We start from the raw sequence: 19,495 nt of genomic DNA, 5'->3' as shown, positions 1-19,495 counted from the left end.
AAAATACACGCTGACTTTCATAAACTGCGCGAGGAAAAAAGACATGCTTGAAGCCTTTTATGCCACAGAGCGCGGTAGTCTAGAAGATGCAACGATCAATGGGAGTTTTGATCTGCATCCTGAATTAGTTTGGATTGATTTAATCGCTCCATCACAAGAAGAACAACAATGGGTACTTGATGCTTATGAGCGCAACTTACCTACTCTCAAATCACTTGAAGACATTTCCTCATCCGCACGATTTTACCGTGATGATGATGGTATTTTGCATATCAGCACATATTTTTTAACAAAGAATAAAAATTATCAGGTAGATGGTGATACTGACGACTCATCACATATGCTTGCAATGGTACAAACCGTCGCATTTATTTTGCATAAAGATCGTTTATTTACCATGCGTGGTGAGAAGCTCGTCGCTTTCCGTGCATTCCGTGCCCGTGCGCGTCGCAATGACTATGATATGGACTATAAAGATCCGACGTGGATCTTATTAGGGTTACTAGAAGCAAAGCTTGATGAACTTGCGGATATCTTAGAAGATATCCACAAAGACTTAGAAAGATACTCCACAGAAGTACTCAATAATCATCATCGTGAAAAGATCTTAGATCTAGATGACATGATTACACGCCTAGCACAACAAGAAGATATGCTTGGAAAAGCACAATTATGTTTGATTGATTTGCGTCGAGTTCTTACCTTTTTATCTCGCCCACGTGCATTAGGCAGTCATATCTATGATGCAGATATTCGAGAATTAAGCGAGGATGTACGCTCACTGGTCGAGCACGATGCTTTCTTATTCCAAAAAGTACGATTCTTACTCGATACCACTTCTGGGTTCATTAACACTGAACAGAATGACACGATTCGTCGATTCTCTATTTTACCAAGTATGCTTGCACCACCTATGCTGATTGCAAGTATTTATGGGATGAATACAGATGAATTACCATTTGCTCACGGAAGTTTAAGCTTTCTCATCGTCGCTGGCATATTAATGGCTTTCTTAGTACTACCAATGGTCTACTTCAGATGGAAGAAATGGATATAAAATGAAAGGGTTATTCCTTTGTATAGGCATAACTCTTTCGATACCCACAACTTTTGCCTGCGCACCGCTTTCCCCAAATGATGTGTTTATTGCCCGCGTTAAGTCTGTTCAGAAGATCAATTCAATTAATCATACTAAATTCAAATTACAGCATCCTGACTTTGTATTTAAAAATTTGTTATCTAAAATCATTTCACCAAGACCTAAAGAATGGATGAGTGACTTTCCAGTTAAAACGATAAAAACGAATGACTTAATTATGGGCTTAGCATACCCATCAAATCATAATACATCCCAAAAATATCAAATTGTTTCTTTAGCATTATTAGATTGCAAAGAAAATACCATATCGATTGATCTTCCTATTGCATCATTTGCCGCATGGAATAGAAGAATTAAAGGCTGTAATAATGAATCATCTATCAGATTACTAGATGGTTTTTTAGAACATGACGAAAGCTTTTATTTAAAAAAACTACATCAAAAATATCCAACTTGCGAAGCTCTTTTTTCAGCTTATCCAAAATAATACTAATAAAAAAGAGAGCTTTAATAGCTCTCTTTTTGTAATCTACAAAACCAATTAAATTAACTTTAAGTCATCTTGTAGATGGCAAGCTTGGATGATCTTTAACATCTTTTCAGAAACATTTTTAAAATGTAATCCTTTACTCTCTGGAGTTTGACGTAACCATTGCACCAAAACAGCCAAAGATAAAGTATTACCATTTTCAAGCTGAGCAAGGTCAACAACTAAAGGAAAACTTTGATGTTGCTGAATATATGCTAAACCTGATTGATAAACTTGCTCTGCATTTTCAAAATCAATCGTCTTAGGAACGACGAGTTGTTGGTCGATATATTGAATCACCCGTCACCTACTTATTTTTTATTTACAGCTGCATCAGCATCTGGTTTAAAGGTCGCAATCGCTTTATCAATATTTCCACCATTACGCTGAACTGTAGCAGCAAACTGGTTACGGAATTGTAAGCCTAGATCAATACCAGAAACATTGATATTACGCACTTTCCATTGATCCCCTTTGTCCGTTAATTGGAATGACACAGGGATCTTCTCGCCATTATGCATAAAGTCTAAAGTCACCACAGGATTTTTGCTGTTAGTCGACTTAAACGGACGCATTGTATAACTTTCATTAGTATATTTCGCGAAAGCACCGCCATAGTTTTCGATAATCACTTCACGGAAGTTTTTCTCAAATTGAGCACGTTGTGCAGCATTCGTGTATTGGTTATTTGCATAAGTACCCAATACGATACGAGTAAATGCTTGCGAATCTACATATGGATCAAGATTTTGACGGATAATCGTTCTGACCAAAGCTGGATTGTTTTGCAACTTCGGTTTATCAGCTTTCAAACGAGTAATTAAACCATCTGCAACACGTTTTACGAAATCAGGTGGGGTCTCTTTTGGCGCTGCAAAAGCGGCACTCGCAAGCATTGTCGATAATACGCTTGCTGTCAGTGTCTGTTTCAATAATGTATTCACTTCAATCTCCTAACCTGAATTACTCAACAAACGAAGGTTCTGCATCATCCGTAGCAGGTTGAGAAGCTGAACTTTCTGTTGATGAGCTTGATGTGGATTTACCCGCACCACCAGTAATAAATTTACTGATTAAATCTTCTAAATCCATTGTGCCTTGAGTGTTTGAAACGACGTCACCACGTTTCAAGTAGTTGACACCACCACCTGGTACGACTTTCAAATATTTTTCACCCAATAAGCCATTGGTTGCTACCATTATATAAGCATCTTCGTCCAGACTCGTGATGGAGGTCATGTTACCGATCAGTTGCTGTTCCATTTCTTTTTGTTTCGCAGCATCAGCTTGTTGATAATCAGAGCTATAGCGTAATTCCTCAAGTGCATTCTTCTGAACTTCTTTTAACTGCTCAGCATTAAAGCTCGTTAACTTACCATCCAATTCGAATTTCACAGTCGCTAAACGTGTGATTGGATCTAATGTAATAGATTCAACACGACCAATCGTTACACCACTCATCGTAACTTTTGCACGTGGTTTTAAACCATTCACATTGTCAAACTGCGCTGTCATGCTGTAGCTATCACGTAAATTTGTGCCAACTAAACCACTGACTTTCATTGCAAGAAAAAATAGAGCGATACCGAAGATAATGACAAAAATACCTACGGCCAGCTCACTAGTACGTGATTTCATTAAATCCCTCCGAACATGACCGCAGTCAACACGAAATCAAAACCTAATACACAAAGTGAAGAATACACGACCGTTCTCGTCATCGACGTCGCAATACCTTCTGGAGTTGGATCGCAGGCATAACCTTGATATACCGCTACCCATGTACAAATCAATGCGAACACTACGCTTTTGATAATGCCATTAACAACATCATGTCCAAATTGCACACTACTTTGCATTCCACCCCAAAATGAACCTTCGTCCACTCCGAGGAAATCAACACCAACTAATTTTCCACCGACAATACCAATTGCAGCAAAAATGACAGTCAGCATCGGTAAACTTACAATACCTGCCCATAAACGTGGTGAAACGATTTGCTTTAACGGATCAACACCAATCATTTCCATACTGGCAAGCTGTTCGCTCTGTTTCATCGAACCGATTTCAGCAGTAAGTGCCGAACCAGCACGTCCTGCAAATAATAATGCGGCGACTACAGGTGCAAGCTCACGAAGTAATGTCAAAGACACCATCGTCCCTAACATTGCTTCACTACCGACATTCACCAAAATCGAATAGCCTTGTAAACCCAGTACCAAACCAATGAATAAACCAGAGACAGAGATAATCAATAATGACATCACTCCGACACGGTACATTTGGTAGATAAAACGCTGAAATCCGCCTTTGGATGGCATTGAAAATAAAATCTGAATCAACATTAGTGACGCTGCACCAATGCCTTTCACCCGCTCAATAACGAGTCTACCTAACCAGGCAATCGTATTCATGGACGAACCTCGTTATCTAAATAAGCTTGATGAGTAAATTGATATTCGACAGGTCCTTCAGCTGATCCTGTTAAAAATTGGCGCACAAATGGTGAAGCATGATTTTCTAATTGTTCAGGTGTACCTTCACCCTGAATTTTACCTTCAGCAACAACATAAATATAATCAGCAATCGATAAGGTCTCTGCCACATCGTGCGATACGATAATCGTTGTTAAATCTAATGCTTCACGTAAAGAACGAATTAATCGAGTTAAAACACCTTTCACAATCGGGTCTTGCCCAGCAAAAGGTTCATCATACATAATCAATTCTGGATCAAGTGCAATCGCACGTGCTAAAGCTACACGACGATTCATGCCTCCAGAAAGTTCCGATGGCATTAATTGTTCTGCACCGCGTAAACCAACAGATTCAAGCTTTAAGGCAACAAGCTCTGCAATGATATGTTCAGGTAACTTCGTATGAGCTCGTATCGGAAATGCAACATTTTCATATACCGACATATCAGTAAACAGCGCACCACTTTGAAATAACATTCCCATACGCGCACGAGCTGTAAATAGCTCAGGACGAGACATTGCTGCTATATTTTTACCATCGATTAAAACCTCACCCCGATCAGGAGTTAATTGTCCACCAATGAGTCTTAATAATGTTGTCTTACCTGTACCTGACGGCCCCATGATTGCAGTAATCTGACCACGTCGAATTTTGAGACAAACATCATCATAAATGACACGTTCCCCTCGATTAAAGCTCAAGTGTTTAACTTCAATTAAGGCTTCAGTATCGCGAGGAGTTTTATTATTCATAAGGGCATTCATTCCTGCACTTTTTATGCACGCATACTATACACTGAAAGATTAAGCACTTGTTTTTATTTTGATAAGGGATGTATCAAGATTATTTAATTTATGTAGTTATTCTTAGACGCGGATTCACTCGCAACATGCATCGTATTATTGGCATTAAAACTGTCAGAATTGTTTTCATCAAACAATGCATATGCAAAGAATAATCCATTACATAACATGAGAATGACAAATAGACACGGTAGCCCTTCATTGCAAACGAAAGACCATGCTTGAGCAACAAAACTGTTATTTTGCTTAACATTATTCATTTTTTATATAAAATTTGAACTAGAACACATTTTTCCCGATTCTACATGAATATCAAGTAATAAAAAAGCCAGTTTTTCAACTGGCTTCTTCATTTTATCGTTTTTTAACGATTAGAAGTCGTTTTTACGACGACGGTCGCCACCGAAAGTTTCTTCACGTGTACCGCGTACTGGACGATCTTCACCAAATTTACGCTTAGGACGGTCTTCACCACCGAATGTACGTTTTGGACGATCTTCACCACCAAAGCTACGCTTTGGACGGTCACCGAAGCCACCTTCACGTTGAGGTGCTGGACGATCACCAAAATCACGTTTCGGACGATCACCGAAGCTTCCTTCACGACGTGGTTTATAATCTACACGATTACCACGGTTGTCATCATTCGAGTCAAAACGTGGTTTATCGTTGTAGCCACCTTCACGACGTGGACGATCAGAATTGAATTCACGACGTGGGCGATCTTCACCACCAAATGTACGCTTTGGACGATCATCAAAACCACCTTCGCGGCGTGGACGATCAGAATTGAATTCGCGACGTGGACGATCTTCACCACCAAATGATGGACGTTCACCACGTGGTTTATCATCAAAGTTACGACGTGGACGGTCTTCAAAACCACCTTCACGACGTGGACGATCAGAATTGAATTCGCGACGTGGACGATCTTCACCACCAAATGATGGACGTTCACCACGTGGTTTATCATCGAAGCTACGACGTGGACGATCATCACCACCTTCACGACGTTTGAAATTGCTTTCGCCTTCAAAACGACGACCGCCACCAAAACCACCACGACCACGACCGCCGCCATCACGACCACCGCGACCACGACCGCCGCCATCACGACCTGAACGTGCAGGAGGTGGAGATGGCTCTAAACCTTCAATTTCAGACACATTTAAACGTGCATCTAAATAATCTTCTAAAGCACGGATTTTGCCACGCTCACGATAAGTCGCAAGTGTAATCGCTTGACCTGTACGACCCGCACGACCTGTACGACCAATACGGTGTACATAGTCTTCATTTTTCATCGGTAAACCGAAGTTAATTACGTGAGAAATGGTTGGTACGTCTAAACCACGTGCTGCAACATCAGTTGCAACTAAGATTTTTGCACGACCTTCACGAATACTACGTAAACGACGGTTACGAACTGTTTGTGGCATAGCACCATGCAATGCAACAACTGAGTGGCCTGCTTCAGCCAATTCTTCAGCAAGCATGTCTGTATCTTCTTGCGTGCTTGCAAATACAACAGCTTGATCTACTGACTCGTCAGATAACCAGTGTGTAAGTAATTTTTTCTTATGCTCAAAGCCATCAGTCCAATGTAATGTTTGAGTTACATCAGTATTAGTACTGTGGCCTGTTTCGATTGCGATACGTTGTGGATCATTCATCATACGTTCAGCAAGACGAATAATACGATCAGCAAAAGTAGCAGAGAACATTAATGTTTGATTACGGTTTGCAGCTAACTCACCAATTGCTTCTAGATCTTCAGAGAAACCTAGATCAAGCATACGGTCAGCTTCATCGACGATTAAAGATTCAACTTTATCAAGTTTCAATTGACGACGATTAACCAAGTCAAGTAAACGACCTGGAGTAGCAACAATAACTTGCGCGCCTTTAAGCTGTTGAATTTGCTTACCAAAAGGCATACCACCCATAATTGCAGCAATACGAACACCTTTCATATGACGTACAAATGCAATCGCATCTTGGCTTACTTGTTGAGCCAATTCACGCGTTGGGCATAAAACTAAAATACTTGGTTGGGTAATCGCTTTCATGCGCTCTTTAAATGGCACGAAAGTTTCTTGACCAGCTAAAGCATTTAATGTTGGGAGTAAAAATGCTGCTGTCTTACCAGAACCAGTCTGGCTAGAAACTAATAGATCTTTTCCTTCTAACGCAGCTGGAATCGCTTGTTCTTGCACAGGAGTTGGACTAGTAAAACCTAAACCTTCTAGGGCTTGTTGTAAGGTTTCGTGCAAAGAAAATTCGGCAAAAGTTTTGCTCATAGAGAGTTTCACCCTAATGGGTGCTCCATTTTAATAAATACAAAAAATAGACATCGGCAAAAAGCGGCAAAGCGACTCAAGCTGAAAATATATGAAATTCAGCGGCAATCCGGATAACGACGATGTGGACTAACGCACGCTTGATTACTGCCTCAACCTGAAGAATCGCTAAGCGATTTGGGCGCAAGATGTGGTCCTCTCTATGGACAGCGTGCGCATAATATGAATAGAACTGAATGTTCAGGTAATGAACTGGAATTTAAGTGCGTGGGCGGATTATAGCAGAATAATTTTAAAAGTCACCCTTTTTAATAGGTTTTTCTACTGGATCACCTTTATTATTTGTATCTGACCGATTAAAGAAGATGAAATTATAAAAATAACTCCTTCATTATTATCAGATCATAATAAAAAAAACCCTCAAATTATTGAGGGTTTTTTAATCTAAAATTTATTTTGCAGCTTCGCTCCATGCTGGAACTACTGCTTGCATTAGTGGTTTTAACATTTTCATTGAACAAGCAATGACTTGACCATTTTCCATTGAATCATTACCACCACGAGCATCCACAACCACACCGCCCGCTTCTTTAACAATTAACTCACCTGCAGCGATATCCCATGGTTTTAAACCTAATTCAAAGAAACCATCAAAACGACCCGCAGCAACATATGCCAAATCTAATGCTGCTGAACCTGCACGACGAATTTGAGCTCCAGATTTTGTGACTGCCAATAACGAAGCAAAGTGTTGCTCTGCATAAGAAACGATTTCACCATTACGCTTTGCACGATAAGGATGACCGACTGCTAGGAATGTTTTATCTAAACTATCTTTGACATTTGCACGAATACGGCGTTGATTCATTACTGCGCCACGACCACGGCTTGCAGAGAATAATTCATCACGAACTGGATCATAGATCACACCGTGTTGTGTCACGCCTTTGTGTTGTACAGCGATAGAAATACAAAAGTGAGGGAAACCATTGATAAAGTTTTGAGTACCATCTAAAGGATCAATCACCCAACACCAATCAGCGTCGTGACCTTTACCTTCTTGCATACCAAACTCTTCACCTAGGAAGCTATGATTTTTATAGCTTTTGCGAAGTGTATCTATTGTAAGTTGTTCCAAATAACGATCAACACGTGTTACTGGACCATCAATGCCTTTTTCTTCAACTTGTAAATCGAGTTTATGACGATTTTGATGTGCCTTTAAAAGCTCTTGACCAACTGTTTGAGCCGCACGCGCAGCCATAACCACCATAGGTTCCATTGAACACCCACTACAAATTTGAAGATTTTGACAAAGAATAATGCATAAAAGCCCTTACATTCTATCAAATATAAGGGCTTTTAGGGGAAAAATGTTTACGAAAAATTGTTTCCGTTATTTATCTAAAACCAAGCACGTTCAATTGAAGCTAAAATCCCATACGCATCCAAACCACAATCGGCAAGCATTTGTTGATGTGTAGCTTGATGTAAAAACTCATCTGGCAAACCCAAATTGAGGATTGGCTTTACGATTTTTGCTTGTGCGAGGAATTCATTTACTGCACTTCCCGCACCTGCCATCACGGCATGTTCTTCAACAGTTACGAAAAGCTGAGTTCGTTCAGCAAGTGTGCGTATCATTTGTTCATCCAATGGCTTCACAAAACGCATATTTACCACACGCACACCTATTGCATGCTTATTCGCAAATTGTTGCGCTGCTTCGACTGAAGCTACCACTCGACTCCCGAAAGCCAAAATACTAATCTGCTGATCTGCATCCAAATTAAATTCTGCAACAATTTCAGCTTTACCAATCTCTAAGGCAGTCATTTGTTGTTGAATTTCTACACCTGTTCCAGCACCACGTGGGTAACGAACTGCTGTTGGACCTTTATAATGATATGCAGTGTGTAGCATTTGACGACATTCATTTTCGTCTTTTGGCGCCATAATCACCATATTAGGTACAGTACGCATATAGGCATAATCGTATGCACCTGCATGCGTTGGACCATCTTCGCCAACTAATCCAGCACGATCAATACCAAAAGTGACATCTAAATTTTGCAATGCTACATCATGAATCAACTGATCGTAGCCACGTTGCAAGAAGGTTGAATAAATCGCGACAACAGGCTTTAAACCTTCACACGCCATACCCGCTGCTAAAGTCACTGCATGCTGTTCAGCAATCGCAACATCAAAAAAGCGCTCTGGGTATTGCTGTGCAAACTTCACCATGCCAGAACCTTCACACATTGCAGGTGTGATCGCTAATAAACGTGCATCTTGTGCAGCTTCGTCACATAACCACTGTCCAAATACATCTGAATATTTAGGTGGTGATTTTTTAACTGGTGCTGAAGCAGTAGGTGTAATCTTAGTAATGGCATGATAGGTAATCGGATCTGCTTCTGCTGGAGCGAAACCTTTACCTTTTTTAGTGTAAACGTGAACTAATCGCGGACCTTTGCGTTTTTTTAATGCGTGGAAGACTTGAGCAAGTTGTTCAACATTGTGCCCATCAAAAGGTCCGAAATAGTCAAAACCAATCGCTTTAAATAAGTTATCAGCTGCATCTGTTGCAGATTGATGCAAACGCGAATTGTATGTCCATTTTGGATGTGGCTGAACATAAGCTTCGCCCTGTTCATTTACATTGACCAATTGACCAGTTTCCCAAATCGCAGCGAGATGTTTTGCAAAACCACCCGTGCTGCATGAGATCGACATATCATTATCGTTCAATACCACGATTAGATCAGCATTATGTGCAACAGCATCATTCATGGCTTCAAAAGCCATCCCTGCTGTCATTGCACCATCACCGATAATCGCAACAACTTCGCAAGGCTTTTGCTGATAACGGCGAGCGAGTGCCATGCCTAATCCAGCAGAAATTGCTGTTGAAGAATGTCCTACACCGAAAGTATCAAAATCAGATTCATCTCGTGCTGGAAATGCAGCTAAACCACCTTTACTACGAATTGTGGTAATACGTTCTCGACGCCCAGTCAGGACTTTGTGAGGATATGCTTGATGCCCTACATCCCAAACTAAACGATCATCTGGTGTATTGAAACAGTAGTGCAAAGCAACTGTCAGTTCAATCACACCTAAATTTGCGCCAAAGTGACCACCACTTTGTCCTGCTGCATACAAAATATATTGACGCAACTCATCTGCCACTTGAGGGAGTTGGCTTTGCTCGAGCTGACGTAATTGCTCAGGATGATCGATTTCATCCAACAATGGCGTAACAGGGCGTTGAGTTGGAATTTCGGTATACAACATAATGTGGCAAAGCCTTTTTAAGCCTGGCAAATCCGAAGCTGGGTTAAATGGGGGTGATCATACAATTAAATATGATGCACCTTCAATCAGCCACATGTGCGAATGATGTAGTGCTGAACATTCTCTTGCATACATTTACAGTATAGCCATCAGATTATCCTGAATTATGTCACTGTTTATCAACTATTATTATGTGCTTTGTATGAAAAAGAAAAACTTGTGTGAAAAATCAGACATTCTAATTCACGCAATCTTCACACATTAGGCTATACTTTGACAGTTTTTCTGATAATGGTGAATAAATCTGTGCCGATTGAATTTATTGCAACATCAAAGCTACCAACTGCTTTCGGTGACTTCAATATTTCCGTGTTTCAAGACCCAAAGACGGGTGAAGAACATGTGGCGCTTTCTAAAGGTTTAGAAACTCCACCAAATACTCCTGTTTTAGTTCGTATTCACTCAGAGTGTCTTACGGGCGACGCTTTTGCCTCACTGAAATGTGACTGTGGTCCTCAACTGCAAGCAACCCAACGTTTGATCAATGAAGCAGGTCAAGGTGTCATCCTTTATTTACGTCAAGAAGGTCGTGGCATTGGATTGACCAATAAAATCCGAGCTTATGCACTCCAAGATCAAGGGCATGATACGGTTGATGCTAATCTTCTGTTGAATCTTCCTGCTGATGCACGTCGTTATGATATGTGCAGTATTATGCTCGATCATCTCCAAGTGAAAGAGGTTAAGTTGATTACTAACAATCCTCTAAAACTTAAAGCACTCACCGATCTTGGTATTAATGTTGTTGAACGTGTACCACTTACTGTTGGAAAAAATCCGTTCAACGAGCAATATTTAAAAACCAAACGTGAGCGTATGGATCATCTTTATCAAAAAGATGACTTCTGATTCACCTTCTTAAACGTTTAAAAATAAAGCAATCAAGGGATTTTTAATCAGAATGATTAAAAATCCCTTATTTTTTTTATGGTTTTATGTTTTGATGTTACTAATACATAGATCACCTCAAGAGGATCATCATGCAGCATCCAACTTCAGCTGATATTCAACGTGTTCGTGAATTTTTACTTGATCTACAAACACGAATTTGCGCAGGTTTAGAACAACAGGAACGGGCAGGCGGTGGAACCGCTGAGTTTATCATTGATGATTGGGAGAGAACCGAAGGCGGTGGTGGTCGCTCTCGAGTTCTACAAAATGGTGAAGTAATCGAAAAAGGTGGGGTGATGTTTTCCCACATTAACATCAGCAAACTACCTGCTTCAGCGACAGAACGCCATCCACAGATTGCTGGTGCAAAAGCACAAGCCTTGGGCGTTTCATTAGTCATTCATCCTAAAAATCCTAATATTCCAACCTCACATGCTAATGTTCGTTTATTTGTAGCCGAACCTGAAGGTCAAGATCCTGTGTGGTGGTTTGGTGGTGGCTTCGATCTGACACCTTTTTACCCAGATGATCAAGATATTCAAAATTGGCATCAAACCGCTTATGACTTATGCAAGCCTTTTGGTGAAAATGTTTATGCAGAACATAAACAATGGTGTGATGATTATTTCTATTTAAAGCATCGTGATGAACAACGCGGCGTAGGTGGACTGTTCTTTGATGATCTCAATCAGTGGGATTTCGAAACTTGTTTTAAATATATACAAGCCGTTGGAAATGGATACTTAGAGGCGATCTTACCTATTTTTGAAAAGCATCGTGAGCAACCCTATACAGAAGCACAACGAGAGTTCCAACTTTATCGTCGTGGGCGTTATGTAGAATATAATTTGGTTTATGACCGTGGCACTTTGTTCGGCTTACAAACTGGTGGGCGTATTGAGTCAATTCTAGTAAGTTTACCGAATCTAGCAGGTTGGTCGTATCGTCCAGAATGGGATGCTGACTCGCAAGAGAAACGACTTACAGACTATTATTTAAAACCAAGAGATTGGTTAGGTTTAACAAAATAATCCCTACTCTACATCCCTGTTTTTATAAATCAGGGATGTGTTTTATTTGTACATTCATTTAAGTTCTAAATATAAAGATCTCAGTGTTGTTAATAGGGTTATGAATTAAATCTGATCTAAAACTTTGCATCAAAGACTTACTCAAACTTTGAGGCTGTTTGATCAAAGTAATCAATAACTGTAAAAATTGTCCGTGTGACAATCACTACGATGATTAATATTTGCAATGCTTTCGGCATGTCTAACAAGAAAGATACTCATAACATAATTTGTATAAATCTCAGCAAAATTCAGTCTTATCTGAACATGTTCTGAAAATTAAATCAGCCTGTAATATGGTGCGAGATGTAAATCAATATTGCGGCACACCATGTATCTTTAATAAACTTTGACCACCGCAATCAAGCTGATGACTCATGACGAAACAATTTGCTGTTATTGGAAATCCAATTGAACAATCCCGCTCACCAGAATTGCATCATGCTTTTGCAGCAAAAACCGGCGTTGATTTAAATTATAAAAAAATTCTTGCTCCGCTAGATGGTTTCGAGTCCGCAGTTAAAGCGTTCTTCGATCAAAATGGTGTTGGCATGAATGTCACTGTGCCTTTTAAAGAGCAGGCCTTTGCGTTATGTGACCAACTCACTGAACGTGCCAAGATTGCCAAAGCAGTCAATACTTTATGGATGCAAGACGGTCAACTATACGGTGATAATACCGATGGGCAAGGTTTAGTTGCGGCAATACAAGCTTTGAATTGGAACTTAGCAAATAGCCATATTTTGATTTTGGGTGCGGGTGGCGCAACACGCGGTGTGATTTATCCTCTGGTTCAAGCTGGTGCAAAACAAATCGTGATTGCCAACCGTACATTAGCCCGTGCAGAACAATTGGTTGAAGATTTAAAAACGGCTGTGCCCGATACTAAACTACATGCAATCAGCCTAGATCAACTGACAGGTGAGTTTGACATCGTCATTAATGCGACTTCGGCAAGTTTAACGGGTGAAGCTTTGCAATTACCCCAAACACTTATTTTTCATCACGCCTACGAAATGGCATACGGAAAACCATCAAGTTTCCTTGATCAAGCCCTTATGAGACAAGTCCCCTCTACAGATGGATTCGGCATGCTAGTGGGGCAAGCCATTGAAGCTTTCTCTATTTGGAATGGCGTGAAACCTGAATTAAAAGACTTCTTATAAATCAAACCATAAAAAGAACCTGCATGATGCAGGTTCTTTTTTAACTGAATTATTTTGTGCTTATCATTTTCTGATAAACATCTTTGAAGATTTCATAATCAATAAATTCATTATGTTCAATTTTCAATGCCTTCAATGATTTATCAGAAAGCTGATTTTTACGTGCGTCTATATATACTTGCCCCAGCACATTCGCTGTTTGCTCCAACAAGCTCTTTTCTTCGTTCGAAATACCATTGGTTTGTTCAAACTGGATTTGATATTGTTTCGCAAACAATTGCTGTGGTTGCTTATATTGAGCTTTTAGCTTTTTCCATTGCTGACGGTCTTGGTCACCACGCATTGCATCAGTCACTAAACGATTTACAGCTTGACCCAACTTATCATCAAACTGATCTTCTTGCTCCAAATGGTGTTTTTTCTGTAAGCTTTCGATCTGTTTTAGAGCCTTACCTTCAGGACTATATACCTCTTCATCTGAGAACCAATAAGCATAAACACTTGCGACTTCTTGTAGCTCTTGAGAAGTGTAACGTTTTGCAAGGATTGGATTACTCTCAACCAATTTAGCAATGAACACCGCTTTGTAGGTTTGTTCATATGACTGCGTAGCATCGTAACGCTGCTCAGCAATTACTTTGAGCTGATCATCCAAAGATAATGTATAAAGCTGTGCTGAGCGCTCTTGAATGCCTGTTTGACCTAATTTTTCAGAGAAACTGCCGATCGCTTGTTCAAGGATAGAACCCTTACTCGCTTCCGCCCATGTTTTAGCTTGCTTTAACTGAGCTTGAGCAATCGGGGTTGCTTTACCGTAATTTGTCACCAGCATATCTGCTTTGATATTAAAGCTCGACTTCAGCTCAGGCAGTGCATAATTTAAGTCATAATCAAGTTTGACTGCACGCCCTTGCGCATCCAAGCCAACATCCATCACGAAAGGATTACGCTTTTCAACAGGTGGTAATGCTTTTTGAATGTCTGCTTGATGCTTCAGCCAAAGTGCTTTAAAGCCCTGATCATCAATAAATTGATTTTGATCGTATTGAACAAACTCTTTTTCAACTGCGACCAATTTCTCAATATAAGACAAGAAACCCGATGGCGTTTTCTGCTCACCCAAAACATCGACATCGTACATGGTTTGACAATACTGAATATCACCAAAATTTGTTTTGGCAGCATTTTGTAATGCCGTACATTGCTCGCCTGTTAGCACATGTTCTGTCGCGGTGGCAGACTCTGCAACGGCATCAGCCTCTTCTGTGATATCTTCAGCTTCTTGAGCCACATCCTCTGCTGCGACTTTGGTTGCATCTGCCTCTTCAGTATATTCATCCTCTGGCTCTTCTACTCCAAAGTGTTGATTCACTAAACGATACAACTCTTGGCTCACCACACTCGCATCATCAGCTGCTGCCTTTGAATTTAATAAAGTGCCACTTTGTTCAGCCTTTGAAGCAGTGTCTGTTTTGTCTTGCTCTGAAATCAATTTTTCAAGATTTTGCTCATCAAATTTCAAAATACTTTGCATTAAGTATTTTTCATTCACTTTGCTATATAGATTCGCTTGCAGAACCAGCTCTTCAATTGTGGTTTTTAAACGAATTTTCTCTACCACACCCGCAGCTTGATCAGCAGAACTCACCGACAAAGTTTGGATACTGTTTGGATCAGCTAAACGATAGTAAATAGCACTCGATGCTTTGATGTATTCTGCAAATTTCTTGTAATCAACTTGTTTAAACAAACCTTGGTATTTTGAAAAATCTAAATACGCTAAATTGTTCTGATTTTCTTTATTCACCAAGTACGGCATCAATGCAAAATAATTGATGTAGAACTTGTAGTTATTTAAATCCAAAACCATCGGAACTTTCGCTTGAACCAATAAGGTTGGTTTTTCATAACGAGCAGTGAGGTTAAACGAGCCCATCTTTTGTCGATAATGCACAGATCCATCATACTCAAATTGCATATCATTTAAAATGTTAGCCATTACTCGAGCAAATTTATCAAACTTGCTATTGCCCAAACCTTTCGGTTGCTCTGCCAAAGCTTTATATAGTGCTTGTTTTTGTTTTGCATCCAAATTGACTTTTTGCTCGCGCAAATATTGATCAACCTTTTGTTTCAAAGCAGCATCTAAAACATCTTTCTGTTGATCTGCTTCAGCTTTATGCTGATCAAGGTCAACATGAATATTAAATTTCCCCCGATAGTCGTAGCTCGGATATTCGTACATCGCATTGATGCTATTTATTGCTTTTTGCTCTAAACTAGAAGAGCTTGAATTGGTTTTAATGACATGCTGAGAACAACCTGAAATACTAAGACCAAACAAACATAATGTTAAATATTTTAAACGCATAGCTTTATCAAACACCTTTATATCGTTATATTTTCAATTACTAAATGGATCATTTTCATATTCAAAACGAGTCTAAAACTTTAGCAGAAAATTGAATTTTCAACTAAGTGTTTTTAGCCTTAATTAGCTTTTCTGACAGTCTTTTCCACAGTGTTTATCAATGTATTTTTATCACCACTGTGAATAATCAAAGTACTGATACAGATAATCCACAACGATTCAAATACAGGATTAAGATTATGCCAGCTTATAAAGCCCCGCTCCGTGATATTCGCTTCTTAATGAATGAAGTGTTCGATTATCCAGCACATTACCAAACTTTGACAAGTGGTCAAAATGCTGATGCTGATACAGTTGACATGATTCTTGAAGGTGCGGCTGATTACTGCGAAAACGTACTTTCTCCAATCAACCAGTCTGGCGACGAAGAAGGTTGTACTTTTAACAACGGCGAAGTAACTACTCCTAAAGGCTTCAAAGAAGCATACGACCAATTTGTAATGGGTGGTTGGCAAGGTCTTTCTTATCCAGAAGAGTTTGGTGGCCAAGGCTTACCAATGTCTTTAAACCTTATCAAATCAGAAATGATGGGTACTGCGAACTGGTCGTTCACGATGTATCCTGGTTTAAGTACAGGTTGTATGAACACCATCATGCAATTCGGTACTGATGAGCAAAAAAATACATATATGCCTAAACTCGTTGAAGGTACTTGGTCTGGCACAATGTGCTTAACTGAGCCTCAATGTGGTACTGACTTAGGTCAAGTAAAAACTAAAGCAGAAGCTGCTGCTGACGGTACTTACAAAATCTCTGGTACAAAAATCTTCATCTCTGCAGGTGAGCATGATTTAACAGAGAATATCATCCACATCGTACTTGCACGTCTTCCAGATTCACCTGCTGGTACTCGTGGTATTTCGTTATTCATCGTACCTAAGTTCATCCCAACTGCTGATGGTGGTGTAGGTGAGCGTAACACGGTTTCTTGTGGTTCGATCGAACACAAAATGGGTATCCGTGCTTCAGCAACTGCTGTATTGAACTTTGATAACGCAACTGGTTACTTAATCGGCGAAATCAACAAAGGTTTACATGCCATGTTTACCTTCATGAACACTGCACGTATTGGTACAGCTGTTCAAGGTATCGCACACGCTGAACTTTCTTTCCAAGGTGCTTTACCTTATGCGAAAGACCGTATGTCTATGCGTGCACTTTCTGGTAAAAAAGAGCCAGAGCGTGTTGCTGATGCGATCATTCACCACGCAGACGTTCGCCGCATGCTTTTAACTCAAAAAGCTGTAGCTGAAGGTGGTCGTGCAATGATTTATCACGCTGCCAAACTTGCAGATAAAATGGCTGATGCGCTGGCAAGTGGTGATCAAGCTGCTTATGAAGCTGCCGATGACAAACTTGGTTTCTATACTCCAATTCTTAAAGGTTTCTTGACTGAATTAGGTTTGGAAGCTGCAAACCATGGTATCCAAGTATATGGCGGTCATGGTTTCATCAAAGAATGGGGCATGGAACAAATCGCACGTGATGCACGTATCTCAACATTGTATGAAGGTACAACGGGTGTCCAAGCACTTGACTTATTAGGTCGTAAAGTGCTTTTAAGCTCAAAAGGTAAAGTTGTTCGTGACTATACTGCTGAAATCTTAAAATTCTGTGCTGCACATGCTCGCAACAAGTATTTACGTCGCTTCGCTTGGGACTTAACTAAGCTTTGCGCTCAATGGAATACATTAACTGTTCGCATCATGCTTGCAGCGCGTAAAGACCGTGACATCGTATCTTCTGCTTCTAATGATTTCTTGATGTTCTCTGGTTATGTAATGATGGCTTACTTCTGGGCTCAACAAGCTGTAATCGCTTCTGAAAAATTAGAAGCTGGTAACGGTGCTGAAACTCCAGAATTCTATAAAGCAAAAATCAAAGTTGCAGATTTCTACTTTGACCGTTTATTGCCACGTGCTCAAGGTCATGCAGAATCAATGGTATCGACTTCTCGTACATTGACTTCTCTTGCACCAGAACACTTCAGCTTCGATTACTAATCGAAACTGCATAAAAAAGAGCGCTTAAGCGCTCTTTTTTATATTTGAATCCATCATGATTTTACTTTTTCAAAAACATAGGCTTTCTTAGGAAACGGATATTCGTTAAAAAACTTCCGATTTTGTCCGTGATCACCATTCCAAATCTTGTCTAAATTCATCACCAAATCTTGATTCGCATTAATTTTATAGTACAAATTCACATCCGCTGCATCACAACGAATCATGATTTCATTTTGATCTTTATGAACATGCCAATGAACCTGCTTACAGGTCTGTTCAATTTTGGCAATATTCTGTGATGAATCAGTGCCCAAACGTCCAAAGCTGGTATTGGTCCAAAATACAGATCCATCATCTAGTAAATTAATAATATATTCGGCTTCGTTTTCATTGTTCACACATCCAGCAAAAGGATCAGAACATGGAATACGCGCATGATAACGCCCAGCATAGATCAAATCTTGCGGTGATGGTTTTTCTATATGTTTCGATGCAACATGAGGAATGGTTGCCTGACCTGCTACTTTAGTTAAAGCAACACCTTCACTGGAAACTGCTTGATCATCTACAAGCACAGTCGATACAGCCGCCTCAACAGGTTTAGGCTGGGTTTGACTGTGTGATATCGCTGGTTCAGGATGATGACCATCACATGCTGTCAAACCTAAAACCAATAGAGTTCCTACACTGAGGGGCTGTAAGAATAACCGAAACTGCATATTCATCATTCTCTAACATCAACATCGTTCATTTTATTCAAGACCTCTCCACCCCGTGTAAATCATAAAGAACAGGATATACATTTACACATCTACAAAAGGAATAGAAATAAAGTAACGATGAGTCTGAAATCGCAGGTTGCTATCGCAAGATGCGTTAAGTCGGTGCATTTTAGGCGATAGTGTCGGTTTTTCCATCAATTCTTTACATACCGTAACTATTCTCTCGCTTACAGAAACTTTAAAAAAATGAATTTGACCCTATCTCTAATATAACAACAGCACATTATCTCAATTTTTTGATTTTTCCCTGTTGTTTCATTTATTTAAGGAGAAAAACTCGATGGCCAATTCTGGTTTATATCGCTCAAACCAACAAAGCATGATCGCTGGTGTAATGGGCGGTATTGCGGAACGTTTTGGTTGGAATGTGAATTTACTACGTTTAATCTTTGTGATTATTTCAATTATGAGCGCCGCTTTCCCAGGTATTTTGGTGTATTTAATCATGTGGTTAGTCATTCCAAAAAGACAGGCGAATCGGGTTGAGCATGTACAAGGTTACAACCAACCTGTTAAAACAGTGTATGAAGATCAAGGAATCAAACGTTAATCTTATTTTTTAGTTTGGTCGCTACGGTTGG

Annotated in this window: 18 protein-coding genes; 7 read left to right on the top strand and 11 right to left on the bottom strand. The window is 39.9% G+C overall.

Translation table 11 applies throughout. From position 1 onward, the window contains the following. Positions 1-43: 43 nt before the first annotated feature. Together MKL32_RS05770 and MKL32_RS05765 are read left to right on the top strand one after the other, a co-directional pair. The gene (locus tag MKL32_RS05770; RefSeq protein ID WP_004964376.1) at positions 44-1,057 is read left to right on the top strand and encodes a magnesium and cobalt transport protein CorA; all 1,014 of its coding nucleotides are present in this window, start codon (positions 44-46) and stop codon (positions 1,055-1,057) included. A gap of 1 nt (position 1,058) precedes the next feature. Then, entirely contained in the window at positions 1,059-1,586 is a 528-nt protein-coding gene (locus MKL32_RS05765; RefSeq protein ID WP_039047480.1) for a hypothetical protein, read from the top strand. 54 nt (positions 1,587-1,640) lie between these two features. On the opposite strand, the gene MKL32_RS05760 is transcribed toward MKL32_RS05765, so the two are convergent. From MKL32_RS05760 to dxs, 9 genes are all read right to left on the bottom strand, one after another. Then, positions 1,641-1,928, bottom strand: a complete 288-nt coding sequence (locus MKL32_RS05760) for an STAS domain-containing protein (protein WP_004964385.1) — start codon at positions 1,926-1,928, stop codon at positions 1,641-1,643. An 11-nt stretch (positions 1,929-1,939) separates the two neighbouring features. Continuing rightward, entirely contained in the window at positions 1,940-2,572 is a 633-nt protein-coding gene (locus MKL32_RS05755; protein ID WP_004909421.1) for an MlaC/ttg2D family ABC transporter substrate-binding protein, read from the bottom strand. A gap of 19 nt (positions 2,573-2,591) precedes the next feature. Continuing rightward, the gene (gene mlaD, locus MKL32_RS05750; protein ID WP_004909422.1) at positions 2,592-3,266 is read right to left on the bottom strand and encodes an outer membrane lipid asymmetry maintenance protein MlaD; all 675 of its coding nucleotides are present in this window, start codon (positions 3,264-3,266) and stop codon (positions 2,592-2,594) included. Continuing rightward, positions 3,266-4,042, bottom strand: a complete 777-nt coding sequence (gene mlaE / locus MKL32_RS05745; protein WP_004909424.1) for a lipid asymmetry maintenance ABC transporter permease subunit MlaE — start codon at positions 4,040-4,042, stop codon at positions 3,266-3,268. Before mlaE ends, mlaD begins: the two co-directional genes overlap by 1 nt. Further along, positions 4,039-4,857, bottom strand: coding sequence for an ABC transporter ATP-binding protein (locus MKL32_RS05740; RefSeq protein ID WP_004909426.1), 819 nt, complete (start codon positions 4,855-4,857; stop codon positions 4,039-4,041). Before MKL32_RS05740 ends, mlaE begins: the two co-directional genes overlap by 4 nt. A gap of 95 nt (positions 4,858-4,952) precedes the next feature. Then, a complete protein-coding gene (locus MKL32_RS05735; protein WP_004909429.1) occupies positions 4,953-5,168 on the bottom strand; it encodes a hypothetical protein in 216 nt (71 codons plus the stop codon). Between the two features lie 111 nt (positions 5,169-5,279). Continuing rightward, the gene (locus MKL32_RS05730; RefSeq protein ID WP_270900298.1) at positions 5,280-7,208 is read right to left on the bottom strand and encodes a DEAD/DEAH box helicase; all 1,929 of its coding nucleotides are present in this window, start codon (positions 7,206-7,208) and stop codon (positions 5,280-5,282) included. Positions 7,209-7,659: 451 nt separating this feature from the next. After that, positions 7,660-8,490: an inositol monophosphatase family protein gene (locus MKL32_RS05725; protein ID WP_151760306.1), complete on the bottom strand. Its 831-nt coding sequence runs from the start codon at positions 8,488-8,490 to the stop codon at positions 7,660-7,662. A gap of 122 nt (positions 8,491-8,612) precedes the next feature. Beyond that, entirely contained in the window at positions 8,613-10,508 is a 1,896-nt protein-coding gene (gene dxs / locus MKL32_RS05720; protein ID WP_005403268.1) for a 1-deoxy-D-xylulose-5-phosphate synthase, read from the bottom strand. A 306-nt stretch (positions 10,509-10,814) separates the two neighbouring features. Here dxs and ribA point away from each other — a divergent pair, with 306 nt between their 5' ends. The 3 genes from ribA (at position 10,815) to aroE (ending at position 13,695) form a co-directional block, all read left to right on the top strand. Then, entirely contained in the window at positions 10,815-11,417 is a 603-nt protein-coding gene (gene ribA / locus MKL32_RS05715; RefSeq protein WP_005403269.1) for a GTP cyclohydrolase II, read from the top strand. Between the two features lie 131 nt (positions 11,418-11,548). Next, positions 11,549-12,490, top strand: coding sequence for an oxygen-dependent coproporphyrinogen oxidase (gene hemF / locus MKL32_RS05710; protein ID WP_201898013.1), 942 nt, complete (start codon positions 11,549-11,551; stop codon positions 12,488-12,490). 416 nt (positions 12,491-12,906) lie between these two features. Continuing rightward, positions 12,907-13,695, top strand: coding sequence for a shikimate dehydrogenase (gene aroE, locus MKL32_RS05700; protein ID WP_039047484.1), 789 nt, complete (start codon positions 12,907-12,909; stop codon positions 13,693-13,695). A gap of 49 nt (positions 13,696-13,744) precedes the next feature. Here aroE and MKL32_RS05695 read toward each other — a convergent pair whose 3' ends face one another. Beyond that, a complete protein-coding gene (locus MKL32_RS05695) occupies positions 13,745-16,066 on the bottom strand; it encodes a hypothetical protein (RefSeq protein WP_204379097.1) in 2,322 nt (773 codons plus the stop codon). 239 nt (positions 16,067-16,305) lie between these two features. Between MKL32_RS05695 and MKL32_RS05690 the strand changes: the two genes are divergently transcribed. Beyond that, complete coding sequence (locus tag MKL32_RS05690) at positions 16,306-18,129, top strand: acyl-CoA dehydrogenase C-terminal domain-containing protein (RefSeq protein WP_004909455.1); 1,824 nt, start codon at positions 16,306-16,308, stop codon at positions 18,127-18,129. Positions 18,130-18,182: 53 nt separating this feature from the next. On the opposite strand, the gene MKL32_RS05685 is transcribed toward MKL32_RS05690, so the two are convergent. Beyond that, positions 18,183-18,851, bottom strand: a complete 669-nt coding sequence (locus tag MKL32_RS05685; protein WP_075696874.1) for a hypothetical protein — start codon at positions 18,849-18,851, stop codon at positions 18,183-18,185. Between the two features lie 343 nt (positions 18,852-19,194). Between MKL32_RS05685 and MKL32_RS05680 the strand changes: the two genes are divergently transcribed. Continuing rightward, a complete protein-coding gene (locus MKL32_RS05680; protein ID WP_204379087.1) occupies positions 19,195-19,464 on the top strand; it encodes a PspC domain-containing protein in 270 nt (89 codons plus the stop codon). The last annotated feature ends 31 nt before the right edge of the window (positions 19,465-19,495 follow it).

It is taken from the genome of Acinetobacter sp. AOR34_HL, from assembly GCF_027854795.1.
Lineage (GTDB): Bacteria > Pseudomonadota > Gammaproteobacteria > Pseudomonadales > Moraxellaceae > Acinetobacter > Acinetobacter junii.
This window is presented reverse-complemented; position numbering and strand designations above follow the sequence as displayed.

Excerpts from the sequence above, each read along its gene's own strand:
- MKL32_RS05770 (WP_004964376.1), top strand. The coding sequence starts at position 44 with ATGCTTGAAGCCTTTTATGCCACAGAGCGCGGTAGTCTAGAAGATGCA.
- MKL32_RS05765 (WP_039047480.1), top strand. The coding sequence starts at position 1,059 with ATGAAAGGGTTATTCCTTTGTATAGGCATAACTCTTTCGATACCCACA.
- mlaD (WP_004909422.1), bottom strand. The coding sequence starts at position 3,266 with ATGAAATCACGTACTAGTGAGCTGGCCGTAGGTATTTTTGTCATTATC.
- mlaE (WP_004909424.1), bottom strand. The coding sequence starts at position 4,042 with ATGAATACGATTGCCTGGTTAGGTAGACTCGTTATTGAGCGGGTGAAA.
- MKL32_RS05740 (WP_004909426.1), bottom strand. The coding sequence starts at position 4,857 with ATGAATAATAAAACTCCTCGCGATACTGAAGCCTTAATTGAAGTTAAA.
- MKL32_RS05735 (WP_004909429.1), bottom strand. The coding sequence starts at position 5,168 with ATGAATAATGTTAAGCAAAATAACAGTTTTGTTGCTCAAGCATGGTCT.
- MKL32_RS05730 (WP_270900298.1), bottom strand. The coding sequence starts at position 7,208 with ATGAGCAAAACTTTTGCCGAATTTTCTTTGCACGAAACCTTACAACAA.
- MKL32_RS05725 (WP_151760306.1), bottom strand. The coding sequence starts at position 8,490 with ATGGAACCTATGGTGGTTATGGCTGCGCGTGCGGCTCAAACAGTTGGT.
- dxs (WP_005403268.1), bottom strand. The coding sequence starts at position 10,508 with ATGTTGTATACCGAAATTCCAACTCAACGCCCTGTTACGCCATTGTTG.
- hemF (WP_201898013.1), top strand. The coding sequence starts at position 11,549 with ATGCAGCATCCAACTTCAGCTGATATTCAACGTGTTCGTGAATTTTTA.
- aroE (WP_039047484.1), top strand. The coding sequence starts at position 12,907 with ATGACGAAACAATTTGCTGTTATTGGAAATCCAATTGAACAATCCCGC.
- MKL32_RS05695 (WP_204379097.1), bottom strand. The coding sequence starts at position 16,066 with ATGCGTTTAAAATATTTAACATTATGTTTGTTTGGTCTTAGTATTTCA.
- MKL32_RS05690 (WP_004909455.1), top strand. The coding sequence starts at position 16,306 with ATGCCAGCTTATAAAGCCCCGCTCCGTGATATTCGCTTCTTAATGAAT.
- MKL32_RS05685 (WP_075696874.1), bottom strand. The coding sequence starts at position 18,851 with ATGCAGTTTCGGTTATTCTTACAGCCCCTCAGTGTAGGAACTCTATTG.
- MKL32_RS05680 (WP_204379087.1), top strand. The coding sequence starts at position 19,195 with ATGGCCAATTCTGGTTTATATCGCTCAAACCAACAAAGCATGATCGCT.